At 60.8% G+C, this 22,891-nt stretch carries 21 protein-coding genes; 9 read left to right on the top strand and 12 right to left on the bottom strand.

Annotated elements, in window-relative coordinates:
* The first annotated feature begins 243 nt into the window (after positions 1-243).
* Positions 244-1,128 (top strand): DMT family transporter, encoded by an 885-nt coding sequence (locus K0H48_RS01845; protein WP_219266180.1) that lies wholly within the window; start codon positions 244-246, stop codon positions 1,126-1,128.
* Positions 1,129-1,131: 3 nt separating this feature from the next.
* Here the strand turns inward: K0H48_RS01845 and K0H48_RS01850 are convergent, their stop codons facing one another.
* Complete coding sequence (locus K0H48_RS01850) at positions 1,132-1,419, bottom strand: SelT/SelW/SelH family protein (protein WP_017134913.1); 288 nt, start codon at positions 1,417-1,419, stop codon at positions 1,132-1,134.
* 84 nt (positions 1,420-1,503) lie between these two features.
* Here K0H48_RS01850 and K0H48_RS01855 point away from each other — a divergent pair, with 84 nt between their 5' ends.
* On the top strand, positions 1,504-3,693 hold the full coding sequence (locus K0H48_RS01855; protein ID WP_219266191.1) for a patatin-like phospholipase family protein: 2,190 nt from the start codon (positions 1,504-1,506) through the stop codon (positions 3,691-3,693).
* A 49-nt stretch (positions 3,694-3,742) separates the two neighbouring features.
* Here the strand turns inward: K0H48_RS01855 and K0H48_RS01860 are convergent, their stop codons facing one another.
* Both K0H48_RS01860 and recQ read right to left on the bottom strand, forming a co-directional pair.
* A complete protein-coding gene (locus tag K0H48_RS01860) occupies positions 3,743-4,177 on the bottom strand; it encodes a MarR family transcriptional regulator (protein ID WP_219266181.1) in 435 nt (144 codons plus the stop codon).
* 121 nt (positions 4,178-4,298) lie between these two features.
* Positions 4,299-6,428 carry a DNA helicase RecQ gene (gene recQ / locus K0H48_RS01865; RefSeq protein ID WP_058422156.1) on the bottom strand — a complete coding sequence of 710 codons (2,130 nt, stop codon included), beginning with the start codon at positions 6,426-6,428 and terminating at the stop codon, positions 4,299-4,301.
* A 276-nt stretch (positions 6,429-6,704) separates the two neighbouring features.
* Here recQ and K0H48_RS01870 point away from each other — a divergent pair, with 276 nt between their 5' ends.
* The 3 genes from K0H48_RS01870 (at position 6,705) to K0H48_RS01880 (ending at position 11,730) form a co-directional block, all read left to right on the top strand.
* On the top strand, positions 6,705-7,292 hold the full coding sequence (locus K0H48_RS01870; RefSeq protein WP_017134909.1) for a YecA family protein: 588 nt from the start codon (positions 6,705-6,707) through the stop codon (positions 7,290-7,292).
* Positions 7,293-7,303: 11 nt separating this feature from the next.
* The gene (locus tag K0H48_RS01875) at positions 7,304-7,696 is read left to right on the top strand and encodes a YbaN family protein (RefSeq protein ID WP_219266182.1); all 393 of its coding nucleotides are present in this window, start codon (positions 7,304-7,306) and stop codon (positions 7,694-7,696) included.
* Between the two features lie 563 nt (positions 7,697-8,259).
* Positions 8,260-11,730 (top strand): PAS domain-containing hybrid sensor histidine kinase/response regulator, encoded by a 3,471-nt coding sequence (locus K0H48_RS01880; protein WP_219266183.1) that lies wholly within the window; start codon positions 8,260-8,262, stop codon positions 11,728-11,730.
* Positions 11,731-11,756: 26 nt separating this feature from the next.
* On the opposite strand, the gene rmuC is transcribed toward K0H48_RS01880, so the two are convergent.
* Entirely contained in the window at positions 11,757-13,121 is a 1,365-nt protein-coding gene (rmuC, locus tag K0H48_RS01885) for a DNA recombination protein RmuC (RefSeq protein WP_219266192.1), read from the bottom strand.
* A gap of 175 nt (positions 13,122-13,296) precedes the next feature.
* The gene (locus K0H48_RS01890; protein WP_200431869.1) at positions 13,297-13,620 is read right to left on the bottom strand and encodes a sel1 repeat family protein; all 324 of its coding nucleotides are present in this window, start codon (positions 13,618-13,620) and stop codon (positions 13,297-13,299) included.
* Positions 13,621-14,080: 460 nt separating this feature from the next.
* Between K0H48_RS01890 and K0H48_RS01895 the strand changes: the two genes are divergently transcribed.
* The 4 genes from K0H48_RS01895 (at position 14,081) to K0H48_RS01910 (ending at position 17,232) form a co-directional block, all read left to right on the top strand.
* Complete coding sequence (locus tag K0H48_RS01895) at positions 14,081-14,386, top strand: hypothetical protein (RefSeq protein ID WP_219266184.1); 306 nt, start codon at positions 14,081-14,083, stop codon at positions 14,384-14,386.
* A gap of 441 nt (positions 14,387-14,827) precedes the next feature.
* On the top strand, positions 14,828-15,052 hold the full coding sequence (locus K0H48_RS01900) for a hypothetical protein (protein WP_005790139.1): 225 nt from the start codon (positions 14,828-14,830) through the stop codon (positions 15,050-15,052).
* 276 nt (positions 15,053-15,328) lie between these two features.
* Positions 15,329-15,811 carry a hypothetical protein gene (locus K0H48_RS01905; protein WP_219266185.1) on the top strand — a complete coding sequence of 161 codons (483 nt, stop codon included), beginning with the start codon at positions 15,329-15,331 and terminating at the stop codon, positions 15,809-15,811.
* A gap of 146 nt (positions 15,812-15,957) precedes the next feature.
* A complete protein-coding gene (locus K0H48_RS01910) occupies positions 15,958-17,232 on the top strand; it encodes an OmpP1/FadL family transporter (protein ID WP_138814461.1) in 1,275 nt (424 codons plus the stop codon).
* An 88-nt stretch (positions 17,233-17,320) separates the two neighbouring features.
* Here the strand turns inward: K0H48_RS01910 and K0H48_RS01915 are convergent, their stop codons facing one another.
* The 7 genes from K0H48_RS01915 to cobU form a co-directional block, all read right to left on the bottom strand.
* Entirely contained in the window at positions 17,321-17,869 is a 549-nt protein-coding gene (locus tag K0H48_RS01915; protein WP_219266186.1) for a glutathione peroxidase, read from the bottom strand.
* A 149-nt stretch (positions 17,870-18,018) separates the two neighbouring features.
* Positions 18,019-19,218, bottom strand: coding sequence for an MFS transporter (locus tag K0H48_RS01920; protein WP_219266193.1), 1,200 nt, complete (start codon positions 19,216-19,218; stop codon positions 18,019-18,021).
* 64 nt (positions 19,219-19,282) lie between these two features.
* Positions 19,283-19,687: a MarR family winged helix-turn-helix transcriptional regulator gene (locus K0H48_RS01925; protein WP_138814459.1), complete on the bottom strand. Its 405-nt coding sequence runs from the start codon at positions 19,685-19,687 to the stop codon at positions 19,283-19,285.
* 42 nt (positions 19,688-19,729) lie between these two features.
* The gene (locus K0H48_RS01930) at positions 19,730-20,458 is read right to left on the bottom strand and encodes an adenosylcobinamide-GDP ribazoletransferase (protein ID WP_219266187.1); all 729 of its coding nucleotides are present in this window, start codon (positions 20,456-20,458) and stop codon (positions 19,730-19,732) included.
* 2 nt (positions 20,459-20,460) lie between these two features.
* Entirely contained in the window at positions 20,461-21,036 is a 576-nt protein-coding gene (cobC, locus tag K0H48_RS01935) for an alpha-ribazole phosphatase family protein (protein ID WP_219266188.1), read from the bottom strand.
* Positions 21,033-22,088: a nicotinate-nucleotide--dimethylbenzimidazole phosphoribosyltransferase gene (gene cobT, locus K0H48_RS01940; protein ID WP_219266189.1), complete on the bottom strand. Its 1,056-nt coding sequence runs from the start codon at positions 22,086-22,088 to the stop codon at positions 21,033-21,035. The genes cobC and cobT overlap by 4 nt, the downstream gene beginning before the upstream one ends.
* The gene (cobU, locus tag K0H48_RS01945) at positions 22,085-22,606 is read right to left on the bottom strand and encodes a bifunctional adenosylcobinamide kinase/adenosylcobinamide-phosphate guanylyltransferase (RefSeq protein WP_056861454.1); all 522 of its coding nucleotides are present in this window, start codon (positions 22,604-22,606) and stop codon (positions 22,085-22,087) included. The genes cobT and cobU overlap by 4 nt, the downstream gene beginning before the upstream one ends.
* Positions 22,607-22,891: the final 285 nt, after the last annotated feature.

Below are 22,891 nucleotides of genomic sequence, written 5' to 3' on the forward strand. Positions count from 1 at the left end.
ACAGCGAACACCGTCACTGTGGCGAGCGGGCTTGCCCTGCGTTGGACTGCGCAGTGGTCCCATTTTTTGGGGTCGCTTCGCAACCCAACGCAGGGCAAGCCTGCTCGCCACAGGTTATTCGTCGCCCACAGGGATGATCGTGGTGAGAGCCTGGCGCTAAGATTCGCGAGGCCCGCGACAGACACCAGCGCCCTCGACCCTCTAGACTGCGATTCTGTCACCCCCGTTGGTTCAAGGATCGCAATGACTCCCCGCTCAGCCCTTGGCGCCCTGCATATCGGCGCACTGATGTTTGGCCTCACCGGTGTCTTCGGCAAACTGGCGGCCGCCTCGCCGGCCATCATCGTGTTTGGCCGCGCCTCCTTCGCCGTAATCGCTCTGGCGATTTTTGCGCGATTCGCCAGCAACACCACCTGGAAAGCCCTGGAGATGCGCGACTGGCGCCGCCTCGTCGTCAGCGGCGTGCTGCTGGCGGCGCATTGGGTGACCTTCTTCATTGCCGTCAAAGTCGCCGGCGTCGCCGTCGCAACCCTTGGTTTTACCGCGTTCCCGGCCTTTACCGTAATACTTGAAGGGCTGATTTTCCGGGAACGCATTCGCGCCAACGAAGTGCTGCTGGTGGCGCTGGTCACGGTGGGGCTGGTGTTGGTGACGCCAGACTTCGACCTCGCCAGCCAAGCCACGGGTGGCCTGTTGTGGGGGATTCTCTCGGGCCTGTTGTTCTCGCTGCTGTCGCTGAACAACCGCGCCAGCTCCGGGCGCATTCCGGCGGTGCAGGCCGCGCTGTGCCAGAACGTGGTGGTTGCGGCCTGCCTGCTGCCGGTGGCGGCGCCAGGGTTGGCGGATGTGCGAGCGATTGACTGGCTGTGGATCGGACTGCTTGGCGTGTTCTGCACCGGTCTGGCGCACAGTCTGTTTGTCGCCAGCCTCGCGGTGATCAAGGCGCGCACCGCCTCGGTAGTGTTCGCCATGGAGCCGGTCTACGGCATCACCGTGGCCTGGCTGTTGTTTGCCGAAACGCCGACCTTGCGCATGCTGCTGGGCGGCGCGCTGATCATCGTCGCCATCGTGCTCTCAGGCTTGATGGGCAGCGCCAGCCAGGCCAAACAGCCGGCAGCCACCGTGTAGCCTTCAGGCCTTGCGGTCGTTGTGCCCCAAGTCGCGCTGCGGGTCGATCTGGTCGCGCACGCGTTGCTTGAGCACCTTGGCTTCTGGAAAGCCGCCGTCGGCCTTGCGCTCCCAGATCTGCACACCGTCGCAGGTGATGCGAAACGCGCCGCCGGTGGCCGGTTCCAGCGCCACGCGGCCCAGGTCATCGGCAAATGTACTCAACAATTCCTGGGCCAGCCACGCGGCGCGCAACAGCCATTGGCATTGGGTGCAATAGGTGATGACGATCTCGGGTTTGCTGGCAGACATAATTAGAGAAGTTCCTGACATAACGGGCACGGACGATCGAGTGGCTATAATACCGGCCTTTATCGCCCAGCCTCGAGATTCATGATGCGTCGCCTGTTGTCCTGCCTGTTTCTGTGCTTGCTTCCCCTGATCGCCAATGCCGTCGAAAGCCCACGCCCCAAGATCGGCCTGGTGCTGTCCGGCGGTGCCGCCCGTGGCCTTGCGCATATTGGCGTGCTCAAGGCCCTGGAGGAGCAAGGTATCCAGATCGATGCCATTGCCGGCACCAGCATGGGCGCGGTTATCGGCGGCCTGTACGCCTCGGGCTACAAGATCGATGAACTGGAAAAGCTCGCGCTGAGTATTGACTGGCAACAGGCATTGTCCGATGCCCCGCCACGCGAAGACGTGCCGTTTCGGCGCAAACAGGATGATCGCGACTTCCTCGTCAAACAAAAACTCAGCTTCCGCGATGACGGCAGCCTCGGCCTGCCGCTCGGCGTGATCCAGGGCCAGAACCTCGCGCTGCTGCTGGAAAGCATGTTCGCCCACTCCAGCAATACGCGTAACTTCGACAAGCTGCCGATCCCGTTCCGCGCCGTGGCCACCGACATCACCACCGGAGAAAAAGTCGTGTTCAGCAAGGGCCACTTGCCCCAGGTGATCCGCGCGAGCATGTCGATCCCGGCAGTCTTCGCTCCGGTGGAGCTGGACGGGCGGCTATTGGTGGACGGCGGCATGACCGACAACATCCCCCTGGATGTGGCGCGCGAAATGGGCGTCGATATCGCCATTGTCGTGGATATCGGCACGCCGCTGCGCTCACGTAAGCAACTGGCAACCGTGGTGGACGTGCTCAACCAGTCCATCACCCTGATGACCCGGCGCAACTCCGAAGAACAACTCAAGGCCCTGCACCCCAAGGATGTGCTGATCCAGCCGCCCCTGGCCGCCTACGGCGTGACGGACTTCGGCCGCGCCAAAGACATGATCGACGCCGGCTACCGAGCCACCCGCGCCCTCGACGTGCGCCTGGCGCACCTGCGCCCCGCCGAACCGATCGACCCGCAATTGGTCGAGGCCCGCACCCCAGGTGAACGCACGCCGGTGATCACCGCCATCAAGGTGGAAAACGATTCGAAAGTCAGCGACGACGTGATTCGCTACTACATCCGCCAAACCCTGGGCGAGCCGCTGAACCTGGGCCGCCTGCAAACCGACATGGGCACGTTGTACGGCCTGGATTACTTCGAGCAGGTGCAATACCGCGTGGTGAAAAAGGGCCAGGACAATACCCTGGTCATCAGCGCGCGTGGCAAACGCAGCGGCACCGACTATTTGCGCCTGGGCCTGAGCCTGTCGGATGACATGCGCGGCGAAAGCGCCTACAACCTGGGTGCCAGTTACCGCATGAACGGCATCAACCGCCTTGGCGCCGAATGGCTGACGCGTGTGCAGATTGGTGATCGCCAAGAGCTGTACAGCGAGTTCTACCAGCCACTGGATGTGGGCTCGCGCTACTTCGTCGCGCCCTATATCAGCGCCCAGGCACAGAACGTTGACCTGGTGCTGGACAGCGACCCTATCGCCGAATACCGCCTGGAACGCTACGGTTTTGGTTTGAACGTGGGGCGCCAGATCGGCAACAGCGGCGAGATCCGCTTCGGCGTCGGTGAGGCGTGGGGCAAAGCCGATGTGCGCATTGGCGAGCGCGACTTGCCGAGTGTCAGCTTCAGTGAGGGCTTCTATGAGCTCAAGTACTCGTTCGACTCACTGGATAACGTGTACTTCCCCCACTCTGGCGAAGACATCGGCCTGGCCTTCCGAGAGTTCGAGCCCGGCCTGGGGTCGGACCAGCGCTACCGACAGTGGGAGTTCAAGCTGGACAAGGCCATGAGCCACGGCCCGGACACCTTGATACTCGGCGGTCGTTATGGGCGCACCCTGGATAAATCCGACGTGGTGGTTTCCAGCTTCCTGCTCGGCGGTGCGCGGCAATTATCAGGCTTTCGCGAAGACTCAATCTCGGGGCAGAACATCGCGCTGATGCGCGCTGTGTACTACCGCCGCCTGACGCCGCGCTCGTACCTGCCGCTGGATTTCCCGCTGTACCTCGGCGCCTCGTTGGAGCGCGGCCGGGCCTGGAACAACGACAATCAGTTCGACAGCGGGTATATCAATGCCGCGAGTGTTTTCCTCGGCTTTGATACGCCGTTAGGGCCACTGAACTTCAGCTATGGGTTCAATGATGACAAGCAGCAGGCGGTGTACCTGAACCTGGGGCAGACGTTCTAGCTGGATGCCTGGCTTACTGTGGCGAGGGAGCTTGCTCCCTCGCCACACCTCAGGACTTTTCCAGGTTCGCCAGAATGTGCTCATGCACCCGCATGCACACACGCAAATCCTCTTCATCCACGCCCACAAACAACTCATGACGCAAGGCCGTGGCGATGGTTTCGATCTGGTCGATCAACGGGCGGGCGGTGTCACACAGCAGGATGCGTTTGGCGCGACGATCTTCCAGTACCGCCTGGCGCTGCACCAGGCCCTGGCCTTCAAGGCTGTCGAGCAGGCGTGCCAGGGTGGGCCCTTCTACGCCGACGCTTTGCGCCAGTTCGCGCTGGGTGGGTGCATCGACAAAACGGGCCAGGTGCAACAGCACCAGCCAACGCGCCTGGGACAAACCCAGGCCCGCCAAACGGCGGTCCAGTTCAGCGCGCCAGCCTCGGGACATATGCGCCAACTGCATGCCAAAGCGGTGTTGTTCGGTTAACGGCATAAAAAACTCATGGGTTAGACTGAAAATAAAATGTGGCTAATTATTAGTCAGCTAAGCATGAGCCCTGCCAGGAGGCAAGTGGTGCTATGTACTGATTCGTTACATTGTCGTAATTGGCACACTAAATTTCGAATTCAGACTGCAAAGCGGCCCGTACGCAATACAAAACACCCTCAGGAACACGCCCGGTAAACAGCGGTGCGATCTCCGTGACAGGTGGCAATTCGCCTTCTCCGTCAAGGAAAGCATCCTGGATTTCACCGAGCAGATCTTCCGGTAAATCAAGGGCCTGCTCCAACGACAATTGCTGTTTGCCGATGGACTCAGCCAACAATGTGTAGACGTTTTTTTCCGAGCATTGCAGCTGGCCCGCGATCTGGATCGGGGTCATGCCGGCACGTGCCAGGCTGATCAGTTCGTGACGGATGTCGGCGACTTCCTTCGGCGCCTCGGCCTGACCGCCGAGCACTTCGAGGAAGGCCTGGCCATAGCGTTCCAGCTTGCGCGCACCGACGCCGCTGACCTTGGCCATCTCGGCCATGCTGGTCGGCTGCTCGCGCAGCATCTCCAGCAACGTGGAGTCGGGGAAGATGACGTAAGGCGGCACACTGTGTTCCTGCGCCAGTTTACGCCGCAGGGTGCGCAAGGCTTCCCACTGTTCGCGTTCTTCACCACGCACCAATTGGCTGGCCGGGCTGGTGCTGCTGCTTTTGGCGGTGGTCTGCGGCTTGAGGTCGCGGCGCAGCTCCAGGCTTACTTCGCCCTTGAGCAAGGGTCGGCAACTGTCGTTCAGGCGCAAGCCGCCGTAGCCTTCGATGTCGATGTCCACCAGGTTGCGCGCGACCATCTGCCGGAACAACGAACGCCATTCGCCTTCGGCGCGCGCCTTGCCGACGCCGTATACCGAGAGCTTTTCGTGGCCGAAGCTGCGCACTTTCTCGTTGTCCTTGCCCAGCAAAACATCTACCAGATGCCCTACGCCGTAGCGCTGGCCGGTGCGGTAGATCGTTGACAGCGCCTGGCGCGCCGGCTCGGTAGCGTCCCAGGTTTGTACGCCATCGGTGCAATTGTCACAGTGCCCGCATGGCTCGGGCATGTCCTCGTCGAAATAGGCGAGCAACGTCTGACGGCGGCAGCGGGTCTCTTCGCACAGCGAGAGCATGGCATCGAGCTTGTGTTGTTCCAGGCGTTTGTGGCGCTCGTCGCCTTCGGAATTTTGCAACATCTGCTTGAGCATCACCACGTCTTGCAGGCCGTAGACCATCCAGGCATCCGCCGGCAGGCCATCACGGCCGGCGCGACCGGTTTCCTGATAGTAGGCCTCGAGGGATTTTGGCAGGTCCATATGCGCAACAAAGCGCACGTTGGATTTGTCGATGCCCATGCCGAACGCGATGGTCGCCACCATGATCAGGCCTTCCTCGTTGAGGAAGCGCTTCTGGTGGGCAGAGCGCGTGTCATTGGGCAGGCCCGCGTGATACGGCAGCGCCGGGTAGCCTTGCTCGCAGAGAAATGCCGCCACTTCGTCGACCTTCTTGCGCGACAGGCAATACACGATGCCTGCGTCGCTGCGTCGCTCGGACAGGAACGCCAGCAACTGCTTGCGCGGCTGTTCCTTGGGCACGATGCGGTAAAAAATATTCGGCCGGTCGAAGCTCGACAGGAAGCGTTCGGCGTTCTGCAGATGCAGGCGCTCGACGATTTCTTCGCGGGTGCGTTTGTCGGCGGTGGCGGTCAGGGCGATGCGCGGCACGTCGGGGAACAATTCCGCCAGTTGGCCCAGTTGCAGGTATTCGCGACGGAAATCGTGGCCCCATTGCGACACGCAGTGGGCTTCGTCGATGGCGAACAGCGCAATTTCCAGGCTTTGCAGAAAGGCCAGCATGCGCGGCTGCACCAGCCGTTCAGGTGCCAGGTAGAGCATCTTCACTTCACCGCGCTTGATGCGCGCAGCCAGCTCGCGCTGCTGTTCGGCACTCAAGGTGGAGTTCAAGGCAGCGGCGGCGACACCGAGTTCTTCAAGGGTGGCGACCTGGTCGTCCATCAACGCGATGAGCGGCGACACCACCACGGCCAAGCCGTTGCGCAACAGCGCCGGCACCTGGAAGCACAGCGACTTGCCGCCGCCGGTAGGCATCAGGACCAGGGCATCACCACCACTGGCCACGCGCTCAATGATCGCACCCTGGCGGCCACGAAAACTGTCGTAGCCGAAGATGTCCTTGAGGACGCGTTGAGCCTGCTCGAGCATGTAAAACTCCAAAATGGTGCCGAAAACCCTCTGTACAGGCTGGCCGAAAAAACACCGCTTCACGGGAAATAATCCGTAAGCGAAGTTTTCGCGGATTGGCGCTTGGCCTGCAGGGGCATCACAAAACGCGGCAGTATACCCGAGCGTTACCCGGCAAAGGGCGTCACTGACGAATAGTCATCACGCTCTAAAACCCGGCAAATATGCCTTGCAGCTGGCCTGGGCGCTCAAGAAAGCCTAGAATTCAGCATCGTTTATTCCCAAGGTAGCCCTTCAATGTCCTTCGCTGAGCAACTAACCCGCCTGCAAGCCTTCCTCGACGCCGATGAGCTGCATGACGAGGCGCTGGACTACGTGGCCGCTCACGGCTACCTGACCGCCCTGTCGATCTGCGCCGACGTCGTGCCCGACCGTGAATGGATCGACGCGCTGTTCGCCGAAGAACCGCACTACGCCGACGCCGCCCAACGCGAAGAAATCGAGTCGACCCTGCTGGCCCTCAAGGCCCACATTGGTCGCCAACTGGCTTCCGATGAGGAATTCGAGCTGCCATGCGAGCTGGACCTGGGCGAGGAGCCGGATGACTCCGACTTGCGCGGCTGGTGCATCGGCTTCATGGAAGGTGTGTTCCTGCGCGAAGCCGCCTGGTTCGAAACTGCCGAGGAAGAAGTCAGCGAAATGCTGCTGCCGATCATGGTCGGTTCGGGCCTGTTCGATGACCAGCCGGAATTCTCCGACATCGCCGCCGATGCCAACCTGATGGACGACATGATCGTACAGATCCCGGAAGCCCTCACCGCCTTGTACCTGCTGTGCAACGCGCCTGACGAAAAACCGGCGATCCTCAAGCCTCGTCACCACTGAGTCGTTTGCCCATGACGCCCATGGGCAACCGCTCACTGCTCCTGCGCTACGTGCTGCTGGCCATCGGCTGGCTGAGCGTAGCGCTGGGCGTGATTGGTATTTTCCTGCCGGTATTGCCAACCACCCCCTTCCTGCTGCTAGCCGCCGCCTGCTTCGCTCGAAGCTCCCCGCGTTTCTACCAATGGCTGGTGGAACATCCGCGCCTGGGGCCGTGGATTCGTGACTATCTGGATGGCAATGGTATTCCGCTCAAGGGCAAGGTGTATGCCATAGGCCTGATGTGGCTGAGCATTGGGTTTTCCTGCTACCTGGTGCCGCTGCCTTGGGCACGTGGGTTTATGCTGACCAGTGCGGTGTTGGTGACCGTTTACATCTTGCGCCAGAAGACCTTGCCGTCGCGGTGAGCGTGTTTTTTCGTGGTGGAGGGTGGCTTTTGTATCCGTTATTTGGGTAACGGGGCGCCTCAGATCAAAAGCAGATCAAGATCATAATCTACAGCACGGCGGCCTGAAAGCCGACCTGAGTGGTTGAAGCAAGAGCCAGATCAAGTGCAAATCAAAAGCCTGTCTACCTGACTCAACGGGGTCTAATTGTGGGAGCGGGCTTGCTCGCGAATGCGGTGGGTCAGTTACAGATGAATTGACTGACCCACCGCATTCGCGAGCAAGCCCGCTCCCACAGGTAACCGCATCCAACCTTGATGGTGAGGTCGGCTGTTGCTGTTGCTCTGGCCCTTGCATCCTTTTCGATGACGAATTTTGACTGGGCCGGCATTCCGGTCCTTGCAAAAGTGACCCGCCGTCAGGGCGGAACCCTAAGCCGCCGTTACCGCAGCAACGGATATACACCCCGCTCCACCGCCGCCCCCCCTCACACGACCTTGGTCGACACTGACTAACCCCCAGCATCATGCGAGACTGTCCCACCGGGCTCGGAATGCCCGGGCGTTCTTATGCTCGGAGTTACCATGACGCTGTCCAGCGGGCTGATCGCCGCCGTTGCCCTGGCCTATATGGCCATTATGTTTGCCATCGCCTTTTACGGTGATCGCCGCCACGCGCCGCTGCCGCCGCGAATGCGTGCCTGGGTATACAGCCTGTCGCTCGCCGTTTACTGCACCAGTTGGACCTTCTTCGGCGCCGTAGGCCAGGCCGCCGAGCAGCTGTGGGCGTTTTTACCGATCTACCTGGGACCTGTCCTGCTGCTGGTGCTGGCACCTTGGGTGCTGCAGAAGATGATTCTGATCAGCAAGCAGGAAAACATCACCTCCATTGCCGACTTTATCGCCGCACGCTACGGCAAATCCCAATCCCTGGCCGTGGTGGTGGCGCTGATCTGCCTGGTCGGCGTGCTGCCCTATATCGCCCTGCAACTCAAAGGCATCGTGCTGGGCGTGAACCTGTTGATCGGCTCCGGCCCCGACACTACCGGCACCCGCGCCCAGGACACCGCGTTGATCGTGTCGCTGGTATTGGCGCTGTTCACCATTGTGTTCGGTACCCGCAACCTCGACGCCACCGAACACCACCGTGGCATGGTGCTGGCGATTGCGTTTGAATCGCTGGTCAAGCTGTTCGCCTTTCTGGCGGTCGGTGCATTCGTGACCTTCGGCCTGTACGACGGTTTTGGCGATCTGTTCAGCCAGGCCATGCTCGCCCCGCGCCTGGAGGAATACTGGACAGAAACCATCAACTGGCCATCGATGGTGGTGCAGACCGGCGTAGCGATGATGGCTATCATCTGCCTGCCGCGGCAGTTTCACGTCACCGTGGTGGAGAATATCGACCCGCAGGACTTGCGCCTGGCCAAGTGGGTGTTCCCGGCGTACCTGATCCTCGCCGCACTGTTCGTCATCCCTATCGCCCTCGGCGGCAAAATGCTCTTGCCCGCCTCGGTATTGCCGGACTCCTACGTGATCAGCCTGCCCATGGCCGAAGCGCACCCGGCGCTCGCCGTGCTGGCGTTTATCGGCGGCGCATCGGCGGCGACCGGCATGGTGATTGTGGCGAGCATCGCCTTGTCGACCATGGTCTCCAACGACATGCTGCTGCCGTGGCTGCTGCGCCGTTCCAGCGCCGAGCGGCCGTTCGAAGTATTCCGCCACTGGATGCTGTCGGTGCGCCGCGTCAGCATTGTGATCATCCTGTTGCTGGCCTATGTGAGTTACCGCCTGCTCGGCTCCAGCGCCAGCCTGGCGACCATAGGCCAGATCGCGTTCGCCGCCGTTACCCAACTGGCACCCGCGATGCTTGGCGCGCTGTATTGGAAGCAGGCCAACCGACGCGGCGTGTTTGCCGGCTTGGCGGCGGGCACTTTCCTGTGGTTCTACACCTTGGTCCTACCAGTAACGGCGAAAAGCCTGGGCTGGTCGTTGAGCCTTTTCCCCGGCCTGACGTGGATGCATTCGCACCCCTTTGGTTTCACCGTCACCTCGTTGACCTTGGGCACTGTGTTTTCCCTGGCGGGTAACTTCACGTTGTTCGTGTGGGTGTCTATGCTGTCGCGCACGCGGGTGTCCGAGCATTGGCAGGCTGGGCGCTTTATCGGCCAGGAAATCAGCCAGCGCGCCAATGCCCGCTCGATGCTGTCGGTGCAGATCAGTGACCTGCTCAGCCTCGCGGCACGGTTTGTCGGCGAGGAACGCGCCCAGCAGAGCTTTATCCGTTTCGCCTATCGCCAAGGCAAAGGCTTCAACCCGAACCAGAACGCCGATAACGACTGGATCGCCCACACCGAACGCCTGCTGGCCGGTGTGCTCGGCGCCTCCTCGACACGCGCAGTGGTAAAAGCTGCGATTGAAGGTCGGGAGATGCAGTTGGAAGACGTAGTGCGCATCGCCGACGAAGCCTCCGAGGTGTTGCAGTTCAACCGCGCGTTGCTGCAAGGCGCGATCGAAAACATCACCCAGGGCATCAGTGTGGTCGACCAGTCCCTCAAGCTGGTGGCCTGGAACCGCCGCTATCTGGAACTGTTCAATTACCCCGAAGGCCTGATCAGCGTGGGCCGACCGATTGCCGACATCATTCGCTACAACGCCGAGCGCGGCCTGTGTGGGCCGGGTGAGGCCCAAGTGCACGTAGCGCGCCGCCTGCACTGGATGCGCCAGGGTCGCGCGCACACCTCTGAACGGTTATTCCCGAATGGCCGCGTGATTGAGCTGATCGGCAACCCGATGCCCGGCGGTGGCTTTGTCATGAGCTTTACCGACATCACTGCGTTCCGGGAGGCCGAGCAGGCGCTGACCGAGGCCAACGAAGGCCTTGAGCAACGGGTGACCGAGCGCACCCATGAGCTGTCCCAGCTCAATGTCGCATTGACCGACGCCAAGGGCGTGGCCGAGTCCGCCAGCCAGTCGAAGACCCGCTTCCTTGCGGCTGTCAGCCACGACCTGATGCAACCCTTGAATGCCGCTCGCCTGTTCTCCGCCGCCCTCTCCCACCAGCACGACGGCCTGTCTGCCGACGCCCGGCAATTGGTGCAGCATTTGGACAGCTCGCTGCGTTCGGCCGAAGACTTGATCAGTGATTTGCTGGATATCTCACGCCTGGAAAACGGCAAGATCAACCCGCAGCGCCAGCCCTTTGTGCTTAACGAGCTGTTCGACACCCTCGGCGCCGAATTCAAGGCGCTGGCTCAGGAGCAGGGCCTGCGTTTTCGCCTGCGCGGCAGCCGGTTGCGGGTGGACAGCGACATCAAACTACTCAGGCGGATTCTGCAGAACTTTCTCACCAATGCGTTCCGCTATGCCGACGGCCCCGTTCTACTGGGCGTGCGCAGGCGCAAAGGCGAACTGTGCCTGGAAGTGTGGGACCGTGGCCCTGGCATTCCGCTGGATAAACAGAAGGTCATCTTCGAAGAGTTCAAGCGCCTGGACAGCCACCAGACTCGCGCCGAGAAAGGCCTGGGCCTGGGCCTGGCCATCGCTGACGGCCTGTGCCGCGTGCTCGGGCATACGTTGAGCGTGCGCTCGTGGCCGGGCCAAGGCAGCGTGTTCAGCGTGCGCGTGCCGCTGGCGCGCAACCAGGCCAGCCCGCAGGTCAAGATCGCACCAGACAATGGGCAGCCATTAAGCGGCGCGCAGGTGCTGTGCGTGGATAACGAGGAAAGCATCCTGATCGGCATGCGCAGCCTGCTGACGCGCTGGGGCTGCGAGGTGTGGACCGCCACCGACCAGGCGCAATGCGCGGCACTGCTGGCTGAAGGTGTGCGACCGCAATTGGCGTTGGTGGATTACCACCTGGACCACGGCGAGACTGGCACGGAGCTGATGGGCTGGCTGCGGGCGCAATTGGCGGAGCCGATTCCCGGGGTGGTGATCAGTGCCGATGGACGACCGGAGATGGTCGCCGAGGTGCATGCAGCGGGGTTGGATTACCTGGCCAAGCCGGTGAAACCGGCGGCGTTGCGGGCGTTGCTGAGTCGGCATTTGCCGCTTTAACCAAAGTGTGCTCGGTCGGATCGCATTTAATCGGGCAGATGCGCCACGCCGTCTGAATCGGTCATTGCGCGTTCGAGTAAATCCGCTGGCAGGCTTTTGCTCGCACGCGCCCCCAGCAAACGCAATTGCTCGGTACGGCTGACCAGATTCCCACGCCCATCTGTGAGCTTGTTACGCGCCGCGCTGTAAGCCTTATCCAACTGTTGCAGACGGTTGCCCACTTCATCCAGGTCCTGGATAAACAGCACGAATTTGTCGTAGAGCCAGCCGGCCCGTTCGGCAATTTCCCGGGCGTTCTGGCTCTGACGCTCTTGCTTCCATAGGCTGTCGATTACCCGCAGGGTGGCGAGCAAGGTGGTGGGGCTGACAATCACGATATGGCGATCGAACGCCTCCTGGAACAGGTTCGGCTCAGCCTGCAAAGCCGCGGAAAAAGCCGCCTCTATGGGCACGAACAGCAACACGAAATCCAGGCTGTGCAGGCCTTCCAGGCGCTTGTAATCCTTGCCGGCCAAGCCTTTGACGTGGTTACGCAGGGACAGTACATGCTGCTTGAGGGCCGCCTGGCCAATCACCTCATCATCTGCCGCCACATATTGCTGATACGCCGTGAGGCTGACCTTGGAGTCGACTACCACCTGCTTGTCGCCCGGCAACATGATCAGCACGTCCGGCTGGAAGCGCTCGCCGTCCGGCCCTTTGAGGCTCACCTGGGTCTGGTACTCGCGGCCCTTCTCCAGCCCGGCATGTTCCAGCACCCGCTCAAGAATCAGTTCACCCCAGTTGCCCTGGGTTTTCTGGCCCTTGAGAGCACGGGTCAGGTTGGTGGCTTCGTCCGACAGGCGCAGGTTCAATTGCTGTAGACGCTCAAGCTCTTTGGCCAGGGAAAAACGCTCGCGGGCTTCGTTCTGATAGCTTTCTTCCACACGCTTTTCGAAGGACTGGATGCGCTCCTTCAGCGGGTCAAGCAACTGGCCCAGGCGTTCCTGGCTGGTTTCGGCGAAACGCTGCTCGCGCTCATCGAAGATCTTTCCGGCGAGCTCGGCAAACTGCGCGCGCAGCTCATCGCGCGAACCTTGCAGGTCGGTGAGGCGCTGTTGATGGCTGTCCTGTTGCTCACGCAGTTCGGCGCGCAAGGCGGCTGACAGCGCATCGAGGCGGCGCAGCTCGGTTTCCTTGGCGCTGCGGTCGAGGTTCCAGGCGTGGGCGGCGTCGCGGGCATTATCGCGGTCGATTTGCAGCAGTTCGACTTCGCGGCGCATGGCGGCCAGGTCAGCCTGTTTGGCGGCGTTGGCCTGGCTTAGGTCGCTGATTTCATCGCGACTGGCGTCGAGTTGCGCGGCCAGCCCCTCTTGGGCCAGTTGCGCGGTAGCCAAGCGCTCTTCTAGCAGTTCCCAGCCGGTCATGCGCGCGGTCAGTCGTCGTTGGATCTGCCAGCACAGGGCCAATAAAGGCACTGCTGCACCTGCCAGACCCAAGGCAATACTGGTCCAGTCAAAAACCATAGCCATTTCTGCCATCACCGAAAAAGAGCAAGGTTAACCAAGCACGAGGCTTGAGGACAGCTCAGTCTTCGACCTGCCCCAACTCGCGCAGGGCGCGGCGGTCGCCGGCGCGGGCCGCCAGGCGCAGCAGGTCGTGGCCGATGCGGCGGTCGCGGGCATTGCCGCACTCGCGGCACATCAACTGGCCCAGACGGCTTTGGGCGGCGACTACGCCATCGCGGGCTGGCTGCTTGAGCAGGCGCCCGGCGAAGTGCTTGACGTTGACGTTGTGCCCCAGTCGCGGGCTGTCGAGCAACCACAAGGCAACTTTCAAGGAAAAGCGCTTGGGTGCGGTAACAGTTTGAGGGGTGTCGGTAACAGAGGGTGATACTGAGCGAAACTTCATAAAGCACTGTGGGACAGATTGGAAGGCGCGCCACTCTACTCTTTTTTTCGCGCAGGTAAAGCTGGAAAAATCCTACACGCCCGTTCTAGAGCAAGCGCTCGGGACAATCCACAGAAGCTGTGGATAACTCAGTGGACAACCTGCCTTGAACTCGCGCAAAGGCCCATGAAACGGGGGCCGCAGTCAAACTGACGATTTTTTCACCAATAAAAAAAAGTGATGTTTTTCATTGACTTAAATTTTCGATACAGGCTAACGACGACGCTTGCGGGCAGTTGACAGAGGGGTTACACACCGCGCAACTAATGTGCACAAGTACCCATCCGCTGGTTATATCACCGAGGTTTTTTGCTTCAACCTGTTCGAAAATGTTACCGGCCTGCAGGAACAGAGTACTTTTCAAATCCGCCTCGGCTCGCCACACTCATGCCCCATCGACTTGACCCTCCTGTAGGCGCTGATGAAAGGAATCCTGTTGTTTGCCGTGTTGCTGCTCGCCATCTGCGCGACCTCACTGGGCATCAATGCAGCGCTGCCCTCGCCTGACGGGGCGTTGTTCGCCATCGCCATCCTGCTATCGGCGGCCTTTACTGCCGTCAGCCTGTGCATCGAGCTGGGAGACGGCCGGATCAATGACATGCGCGACGTGATGAAGGTGATCGAGACCGGCCGTTCCTGGCGCCTGACCCTCGCCGCCTACGGGCTGGGTTGCTCACTGGCGGCGGCCATTACGGTGCTGGTCTATCGTGGCCTGCTGGGCGGTTGATAAAAGTTTTTTGCTCAGCCGCTTCCCTTCCCGGTTTCGATCCGTTACTATCCGCGGCGTTAGTACCAAGCTGAAAGTCAATTCTGGTCGAACAACTCCCCTGAACAACACGGGACCGACCACCTCGATGGTTTCCAGGTATCACTTGCGACGACAATGCCTTTGAACATGCAAAGGGTGTCGCGAAGTCTCAATACTCTGACCGAACCAACCTGCAAATTGATCAGGATCTTCACCCTGGGCCCAGAACCTTTGCCCCTGTTGTGTTGCCTGCCCTCCTAAGTACCTACCTGCCAGCCCAAGCGCGCCAACTTAATAGCGCTTCAAACTGGCTGCTTTGTTCCAGTCGGGTTCTTCGTTTGATCAATGGTGATCAACGTTACTGGAACGTTTTAACGCTGCACGGTTCTTATCCGTGTCATTTGTAGGAACACCAATAATATGAACGCTCAAATCCACACTCAGGATGCCATTCGCACCCTCACCAACGCTTTTGCACCAATGAACTGCCTGATCATGGCCGCTCGCAAAGGCTGCTTCAGCTTCACCCTGGTCAACGAACACGGCATCGCTCGTCACAGCGAACGCCTGTACCCCGATCAATACTCCAGCGCAGAACCGCTGCAGGCCGTGATCGAGCGTACCCGTCAGGCACTGACTGCCTGATCGACCCGAGTCGCTGAAACACAAAAACCCTGTTTAAAAAGCAGGGTTTTTTATTGCCTGAAATTCGTCATTGAAACATTTTGGCTAAGTTCAAATAGATATAAACGTTATAACTAAATGAAGAAGATGTTTTAAAAACAGTCCTTTACATCGTGAATATGACACTACACTTCAACTCAAGCGGCATGATCCGCTTGCGACGGGCCTGAGATCCGATTCACAGCTGCCAAGCCCCCTCTCAGGCACCGTCGACCACTTTCATGGAACGAGGCTTGTATGGGTATCGCCGCCAGCGAATTGTGTCGTTATGTGATCCGGCCGACGTTGATCTACCTCGGCCGCCATGACGCGACAGCCGAAGCCCTGCTGCTGGGCATTGCCGCCAGCCAGTCGGAACTCGGCTCGGCGCTGCACGACCGGCGTGGCCACGGCCTGTACAGCATCACCGAACCACGCCACCGCGCCCTTTGGGACCACTACCTGGCGCGCGACCCCGAGCGCGCCAGCCTGGTACGCGGCCTGGCCAGCCAGCATGCATTCCTCAGTGCGCCGCAGCTTGAGCTGACCGTTAACCTGCGATATGCCACCGCCATTGCCTGGCTGCTGGTGGAGCAACACCGCCCTGCCCTGCCGGCGCCGGGCGATGTACTGGCGATGGCGCGTATCTGGAAAGAAATTTTTCACCCTCAAGGCCGACTGCGGGATTTCACCCAAGCCTGGCAAACCTGTGTTTCACCGTTGAATCAGGTCACTTGTTGATCAGGCGTTTTGCAAGATTCGGCAAAAAACGCTGATTTTGGTCGGATTGTCCTACAAAACCGCTCTATCTCCTGCATTACAGCCTATAGCGCTAACCTAAATTTATTGTTACTTTCCGCAGCGGTGATCACCACGGAGTTCTAATAATGAAAAAAGTAATGCTCAAGACCACACTTAGCCTCGCCGTTGCAATGGCCTCCACCCAACTGTTTGCGAGCGGCTTTGCCCTCAACGAGCAAAGCATCAGTGGGATGGGTACGGGTTTTGCGGGGCGCTCTTCATCTGCCGATGATGCAAGTACTGTCGCTGGCAACCCTGCTGGCATGTCGCGCCTAAAGCGCGATCAAATCACTGCCGGCGTCGCAGCTATCGATGCCAAGACCGATATCAAAAACACCAGCGGTGGCCCACCCGGCAGCAGCAACGACGGCGATATGGTTCCTTTTACCAAAGTCCCGATGTTGTTTGCCGTGAAAAAAGCCACCGATGACCTGGCGTTCGGCCTGGGCGTGTATGCGCCGTTCGGCCTGATCACCAACTACGAAGACAGCTTTGGCGGCCGTTACTACGGCAAGAAGAGTGACGTTAAAGTCGTCACCCTCCAGCCGACTGTCAGCTACGCCTTCAACGAATACGTGTCCGTGGGTTTCGGCCCGACGTTCAACAAGATCAGCGGTAACCTGACCTCGTCGACGCCGCTGGCGCAAACCTTCGGCCGTAATGATGGCCTGGTGGACATCAAGGGCGATGACACCGCGTGGGGCTACAAAGTCGGTATCCTGGTAACGCCATGGGCGAGCACCAACATCGGCCTGACGTACACCTCCAAGGTTTCCTACAACCTCTCGGGTCACACCGATATTTCCGGCCCGGGTTTTGGTCCGTTCAACGGCGGGCGTTTTGACGCCAAGTTGAATATCACCACGCCAGAATCCTACGACATGTCCATCACCCACAAGCTGGATGACCAATGGACGTTGTATGCGGGTACTACATGGACCCGTTGGAGCCGCCTGAAAGAAATCACCGTCAACAACTCGGGCGTTTCGCCTGCACTGGGTGGCGCGGCTGGCCCAATCGGTCGCATCAACGAGCCACAGAACTGGCATGACACCTGGGCCTCGGCCATCGGTGCTTCGTTCCAGGTCAACAAACAGTGGGTTCTGCGTACCGGTTTCTCGGTTGACCAATCGCCTACCAACAACACCGACCGTTCGGTGCGTATCCCGACTGGCGACCGTAAGGCCGTCAGCTTTGGTGCCGGCTTCAGCCCTACCGAAGACTGGACGATCGACGCTGCCGTCTCCTACCTGTGGGAAGAAGAAGTCAACGTCAACCGTACCGGCAAGGGCAACGCCTACAACGCCGAGTACAAAAACAGCGCTTGGGGTTACGGCCTGGGTGCGACTTACAAGTTCTGATTCACTGCGAGCCTGACCGGCTCGCCAGCTGAATCTAAAAAAGCCCCGCTCTCCTGCACAGGAGGCGGGGCTTTTTAATCGCCGACGATCAGGGTTTGGAAGCCAATGCCGCTTCCACTGCCTTGATCAGGTCCGGGCTGTCCGGCTTGGTCAAACTGGAGAAGTTGGCAATGACTTTGCCCTGGCGATCGACCACGTACTTGTAGAAATTCCACTTTGGCGCGCTGGTCTGCTGCGCCAGGACCTTGAACAGGTGCACCGCGTCCGGTCCTTTGACTTTTTGCGGCTCGGTCATGGTGAAGGTCACGCCGTAATTCACGTAACAGACCTTGGCGGTCTCTTCGCCGGTCTTGGCTTCCTGCTTGAAGTCATCGGACGGTACGCCAATCACTTCCAGGCCCTGGCCCTTGTAACGCTGGTACAAGGCTTCGAGGCCTTTGAACTGCGGCGCGAACCCACAAAAACTGGCGGTGTTGACGATCACCAGGGGTTTGCCGGCGAAGCGCTGGCACAGATCGATCGATTCCTTGGCGCGCAGCTTGGGCAATTGGCCCTCAAGCAACGGCGGGCAATTGGCGGCCATGGCAACACTGCCAATGGCCATCAGGACGGGTATTGCAAGCCAGCGCATCTGCATGTCATAAGTCCTTAACATTTCCAGACCACGAACTTAACAGATCGACATACCCAGTTGCATCAATGCCAGCCCACCGCGCTGCCAGCCCCACCAAGCCAGCAGCATCAGCACGACCAACGCCGCCACCGTCAAACACCGTGCCGTCACACTCATGCCGCCTCCATTTGCGCCTGCAGGCGCGCCACCGGCCGCTCGCGCACCGGCCAGTTCAACGCGGCGGCGAGCAGGCTGAGCAGAATTGCCACCTGCCAGATCAAATCGTAGTTGCCGGTTCGATCATAGACCACCCCGCCCAACCAGCCGCCGAGAAACGAACCGAGTTGGTGGAACAGGAACACGATCCCACCGAGCATCGAGAGGTTACGCACACCAAACAAGGTGGCGACGGTGCCATTGGTCAGCGGCACCGTGGACAGCCACAAAAAGCCCATGGCCATGCCAAACAGGTAGGCCGTGACTTCGGTGACCGGCGCCCACAGGAACGACACGATGACCACCGCACGCAGCAGGTACAGGCCGGTGAGCAGCCGAGGCTTGGACATGCGCCCGCCAAGCCAGCCGGCGGTGTAGGTGCCGAATACATTAAACAGACCGATCAAGGCCAGCACTGTAGTGCCCACCGTGGCGGGCAAGTGCTGGTCGACCAGATACGCCGGCAGGTGCACACCGATAAACACCACCTGGAAACCGCACACAAAAAAGCCGAATGCCAGCAACCAGAAGCCGGAATGGGAACAGGCTTCCTTCAAGGCTTCGCGCAAGGTTTGCTGGCCAGTCACCACCGGCAGCGGCTTGTCCTTGAGCATCGCCACCAGCGGCAAAATCAACGCCACCATCAGGCCCAATGCCAGCAAAGCGGCCGACCAGCCCAGCCAGCCGATCAAACCCAAAGTGCCTGGCACCATGGCGAACTGGCCGAAAGAGCCTGCGGCGCTGGCGATACCCATGGCCATGCTGCGTTTTTCCGGCGCTACGGCGCGGCCCACCACGCCGAGAATCACCGAAAACGAGGTGCCCGACAGGCCGATGCCAATCAGCAAGCCCGCACTCAGCGACAATGACCACGCCGAATCGGACATGCCCATCAACACCAGGCCTACGGCGTACAGCACGCCGCCGACAAACACCGCTTTGGTCGCGCCAAAACGATCGGCCAGGGCGCCGGTAAACGGCTGCGCCAGGCCCCAGATCAGGTTCTGCAGCGCGATGGCGAAGGCAAACGTCTCGCGGCCCCAGCCAAATTCGTTGCTCATCGGCGCCAGGAACAGGCCAAAGCCGTGCCGCACGCCCAAGGACAACGCCAGGATCAGCGCACTCCCCACAAGGATCCAACCACTGGTGCGCCACATCGAGGTCATGTTCTTATTCTCCGCTCGCGGGTATATACCCGCTTGTAATCGAACAAACCCGCGCTCAGGCGAGTTCATCCAGCAAGGCCAACAAGGTTTCGCGCTTTTCGGCGCCTAACTGATCAATCAATTTTTGCTGCGCCGCTTCCCACGCCGGCAACGCCGCAGCCAGCCGCTCTTCGCCGGCTGGCGTCAACAACACCAGGCGATTGCGCAGGTCATCGCCTTCGACCAGTTGTACCAGGCCTTCGCCCTCCAGCACGCGCAAGTTGCGGCCCAAGGTGCTGCGATCCAGGCCCATGGCTTCGGCCAGGCTGGAAATGCTCGGTTGGTCGAGACGCTGCAAGTTGCACAGCAGAGAATACTGGGCGACGTTGATCCCGAAGCCGTCGAGAGCGCCGTCGTAATGCCTGCTGACGCCACGGGCGGCACGTCGCAGGTTGGTGCATAAACATTGGGAGGCAAGCATGGAACGTGTATATACCCGCGATTAAGGAAATGCAAGAAAGTGTTACAGCGCCAAACCGACCAACACCGCGACTTCCAGCAGCTCCAGGAGCGCGCCAGCAGTGTCGCCCGTCGTGCCACCGAGCCGGTTGACCATCAATTGGCGCAAGCCGATAAAACACAGCGCCGCCAGCAAAACCGCAATACCGCCACTGAAACCGCCGATCAGGATGCAGGCCAGGCCACTGAGGATAAGCACCTGTTGGCCGACAACGCGCGGTAAATGGTCTGACAACGCCTGGCCCAAACCACCTGCACGCACATAGCGTGTGGTAAGGAACAGCGCCAGCATCGACGCCCGCCCGATCAGCGGCGCCAGGATCAATGCCGCACCATTGTGTTGCTCGATCAACGCCACCAGCGCGGTGAACTTGAGCAACAGCACCAAGCCCAGGGTGACCACCGCAATCGGCCCGCTACGCGGGTCTTTCATGATGGTCAGGGTGCGCTCACGGTCGCCGAAACCGCCGAGCCAGGCATCGGCGCTGTCCGCCAGGCCGTCCAGGTGCAAGCCACCGCTCAGCAACACCCACGCCGTCAGTAATAAGGCGGCATGCAGCAACAACGGCGCGCCCATCAATACGCTGTTCAGCGCCCATAACAGCACGCCGAACAACAGCCCGACCACGGGATAAAACAGCAGCGAACGCCCCAGTTCCTGAGGCTGCGGCATGCCCGGCAAACGAATCGGCAGGCTGCTGAGAAATTGCAGGGCAATCCAGAACGGCAGCATCGTCAGGTTCCTTCTTTCAAAACGCCATCGGCCAAGACTTGCAGACTGAACAGTCCGCCGTGTCCGACCTCGACATTCAACAACTGCTCGCGCGGCAAACCACGCGCCTGCGCCAAAAGCAGACGCATCACGCCACCGTGGCTGATCAGCAACACGCGCTCACCGGCATAGGCCTGATGCAAACGTGAGACGGCGCCCAGGACACGGCGCGAAAAGTCACTGACAGGCTCACCCTCAGGTGGTGTGAAGCTGTAGGGGTCAGCCCAGAACAGGCCGAGCCCTTCAGCGTCGGTTTCCATCAGCGCTGCTGCGCTATGCCCTTCCCAGGCGCCGAAGTGCAATTCCTGCAGATCTTTTTCCAGGCTCACCGGCACATCAAGGCGTGCGCCCAGCTCTTGGGCGAATAGCGCGCAACGCTGCAACGGCGAACTGATAACACGGTCCCAAGGCCCCTGCCCTGCCACGGCGGCGCGCATCTGCGCCCAGCCCTTGTCGGTGAGCGCGTCGTCGAGGCTGCCGCGCAGACCGCCTCCCAGCTCGGTTTCGCCGTGGCGTAACAAGTCCAGGTGCAAGGTCATGCCGGGCGGTCTGCCACGGCCGCTTCGGCGAATGTCGCCATTTGCCCGTGCAGCACACACGCCAGGCGCAGCAACGGCACCGCCAGCGCTGCACCACTGCCCTCGCCCAGGCGCAGGCCGAGTTGCAGCAAGGGTTCGGCGTTGAGGTGTTGCAGGACGTGACGATGGCCCGGCTCGGCGCCACCGTGGCCGAACACCAGCCATTCGCGGCAGGCCGGGTTCAGGCGCGTGGCGACCAGTGCGGCGACGGTGCAGATAAACCCGTCCACCAGTACGACGATGCCTGCTTGCGCGCAGGCCAGGTAGGCACCGACCAGCGCGGCAATTTCAAACCCGCCGAGGTTGAACAGGGTGTGCAGTGCGTCATTGCGCTGCCCGGCATGCAGCGCCAGTGCGCGCTCGATAACGGCCACTTTGTGGCTGACGCCTTGGGCGTTCAAGCCGGTGCCCGGGCCGGTGAGGTCGCTGACCTTGCAATCGAGCAACGCGCACGCCAAGGCGCTGGCGGCGGTGGTATTGCCGATGCCCATCTCACCGCCGATAAACAGCTGGGCGCCGTTTTCCAATGCACGACGTGCGCTATCGCGACCGGCTTGCAGCGCCAGGCGGCCTTGAGCTTCAGTCATGGCCGGGCCGTTAACGAAATTGGCCGTGCCCGCGCCGATGTTCAAGTGACGCACACCGGGCAGGTTCAGGGACGGCGTCACCGTGCCGAGATCGACCACTTCCAGCTGCGCATCCAGCTGGCGCGCCAACACACTGATGGCGGCGCCGCCGGTAACGAAGTTGTGCAGCATTTGCCCGGTCACCTCCTGGGGAAAGGCCGACACGCCTTCTGCGACGACGCCATGGTCACCGGCAAAAATGGCGATCCACACTTGGTCCACCAACGGTTTGACCTGGCCTTGCAGGCCGGCCAGTTGCACCGCCACCGCTTCCAACTGGCCGAGCGAGCCGGCCGGTTTGGTCAACTGTTGTTGGCGTGCCAGCGCTTGTTCGTGGGCCGCCGTGTCGACGGCCTTGCAGGGGTTGAGCCACCAGGTGTCAGTCATAACGCAGTACCTTTCAAAGTCAGGGGCAGGCCGGCAACCGTCAGGACAACACGCTGACACCGCTCGGCCAAGGCTTGATGCAGCCAACCGGCTTCATCCACATAGCGGCGAGTCAATTCGCCCAGCGGCACGACACCCATTCCGGTCTCGTTGCTGACAAAAATGATTTCACCCGGCAGTGCAGCCAGGGTGTGCAGCAATTGATCGCGCTCCAGCGCCAGGCGCGCCGGGTCTTCAAGCATCAGCAGGTTGGTGAGCCACAGGGTCAGGCAGTCCACCAGCAGGCAACGCCCGGCAGCGGCGTTTTCGCGCAGTACGCGGGCCAGTTCGATAGGTTCTTCAATCAGCCCCCAGTGATCCGGACGACGCTCACGGTGATGCGCGACACGTGCGCTCATCTCGCCATCCAACGGCTGGCTGGTGGCGATGTAGATGACGGGCAAGGTGCTGTCGCTGGCGAGTTTTTCGGCCAGGCGGCTTTTGCCGGAGCGGGCACCGCCGAGGATTAGTTGATGCATGGGGTGGCACCTTGTTCGGCGGGTGGCGAGGTTGAGGTGTGCAGCAGCGAGTGGGGTGAGTCAGATAGGCATGCAGTGGCTGACCTATCGCTATCGCAGGCAAGCCAGCTCCCACAGGAGGGCAGATTCGCTTTTGATTTGGCGGTTGATCTGGCTTTTGATTTTGATCTGAGTCGCCCTGTTAAACCACGCTGGCCGAACGCAGGTTTGAAGCCGTGGGTAACCCGGCAGGACGCCGGGTTAGCCGCGCTGGGCCAAGGATGGCCCAGCGCGGCGGCCCACGGA

The organism is Pseudomonas sp. Xaverov 259, assembly GCF_019352915.1.
GTDB lineage: Bacteria > Pseudomonadota > Gammaproteobacteria > Pseudomonadales > Pseudomonadaceae > Aquipseudomonas.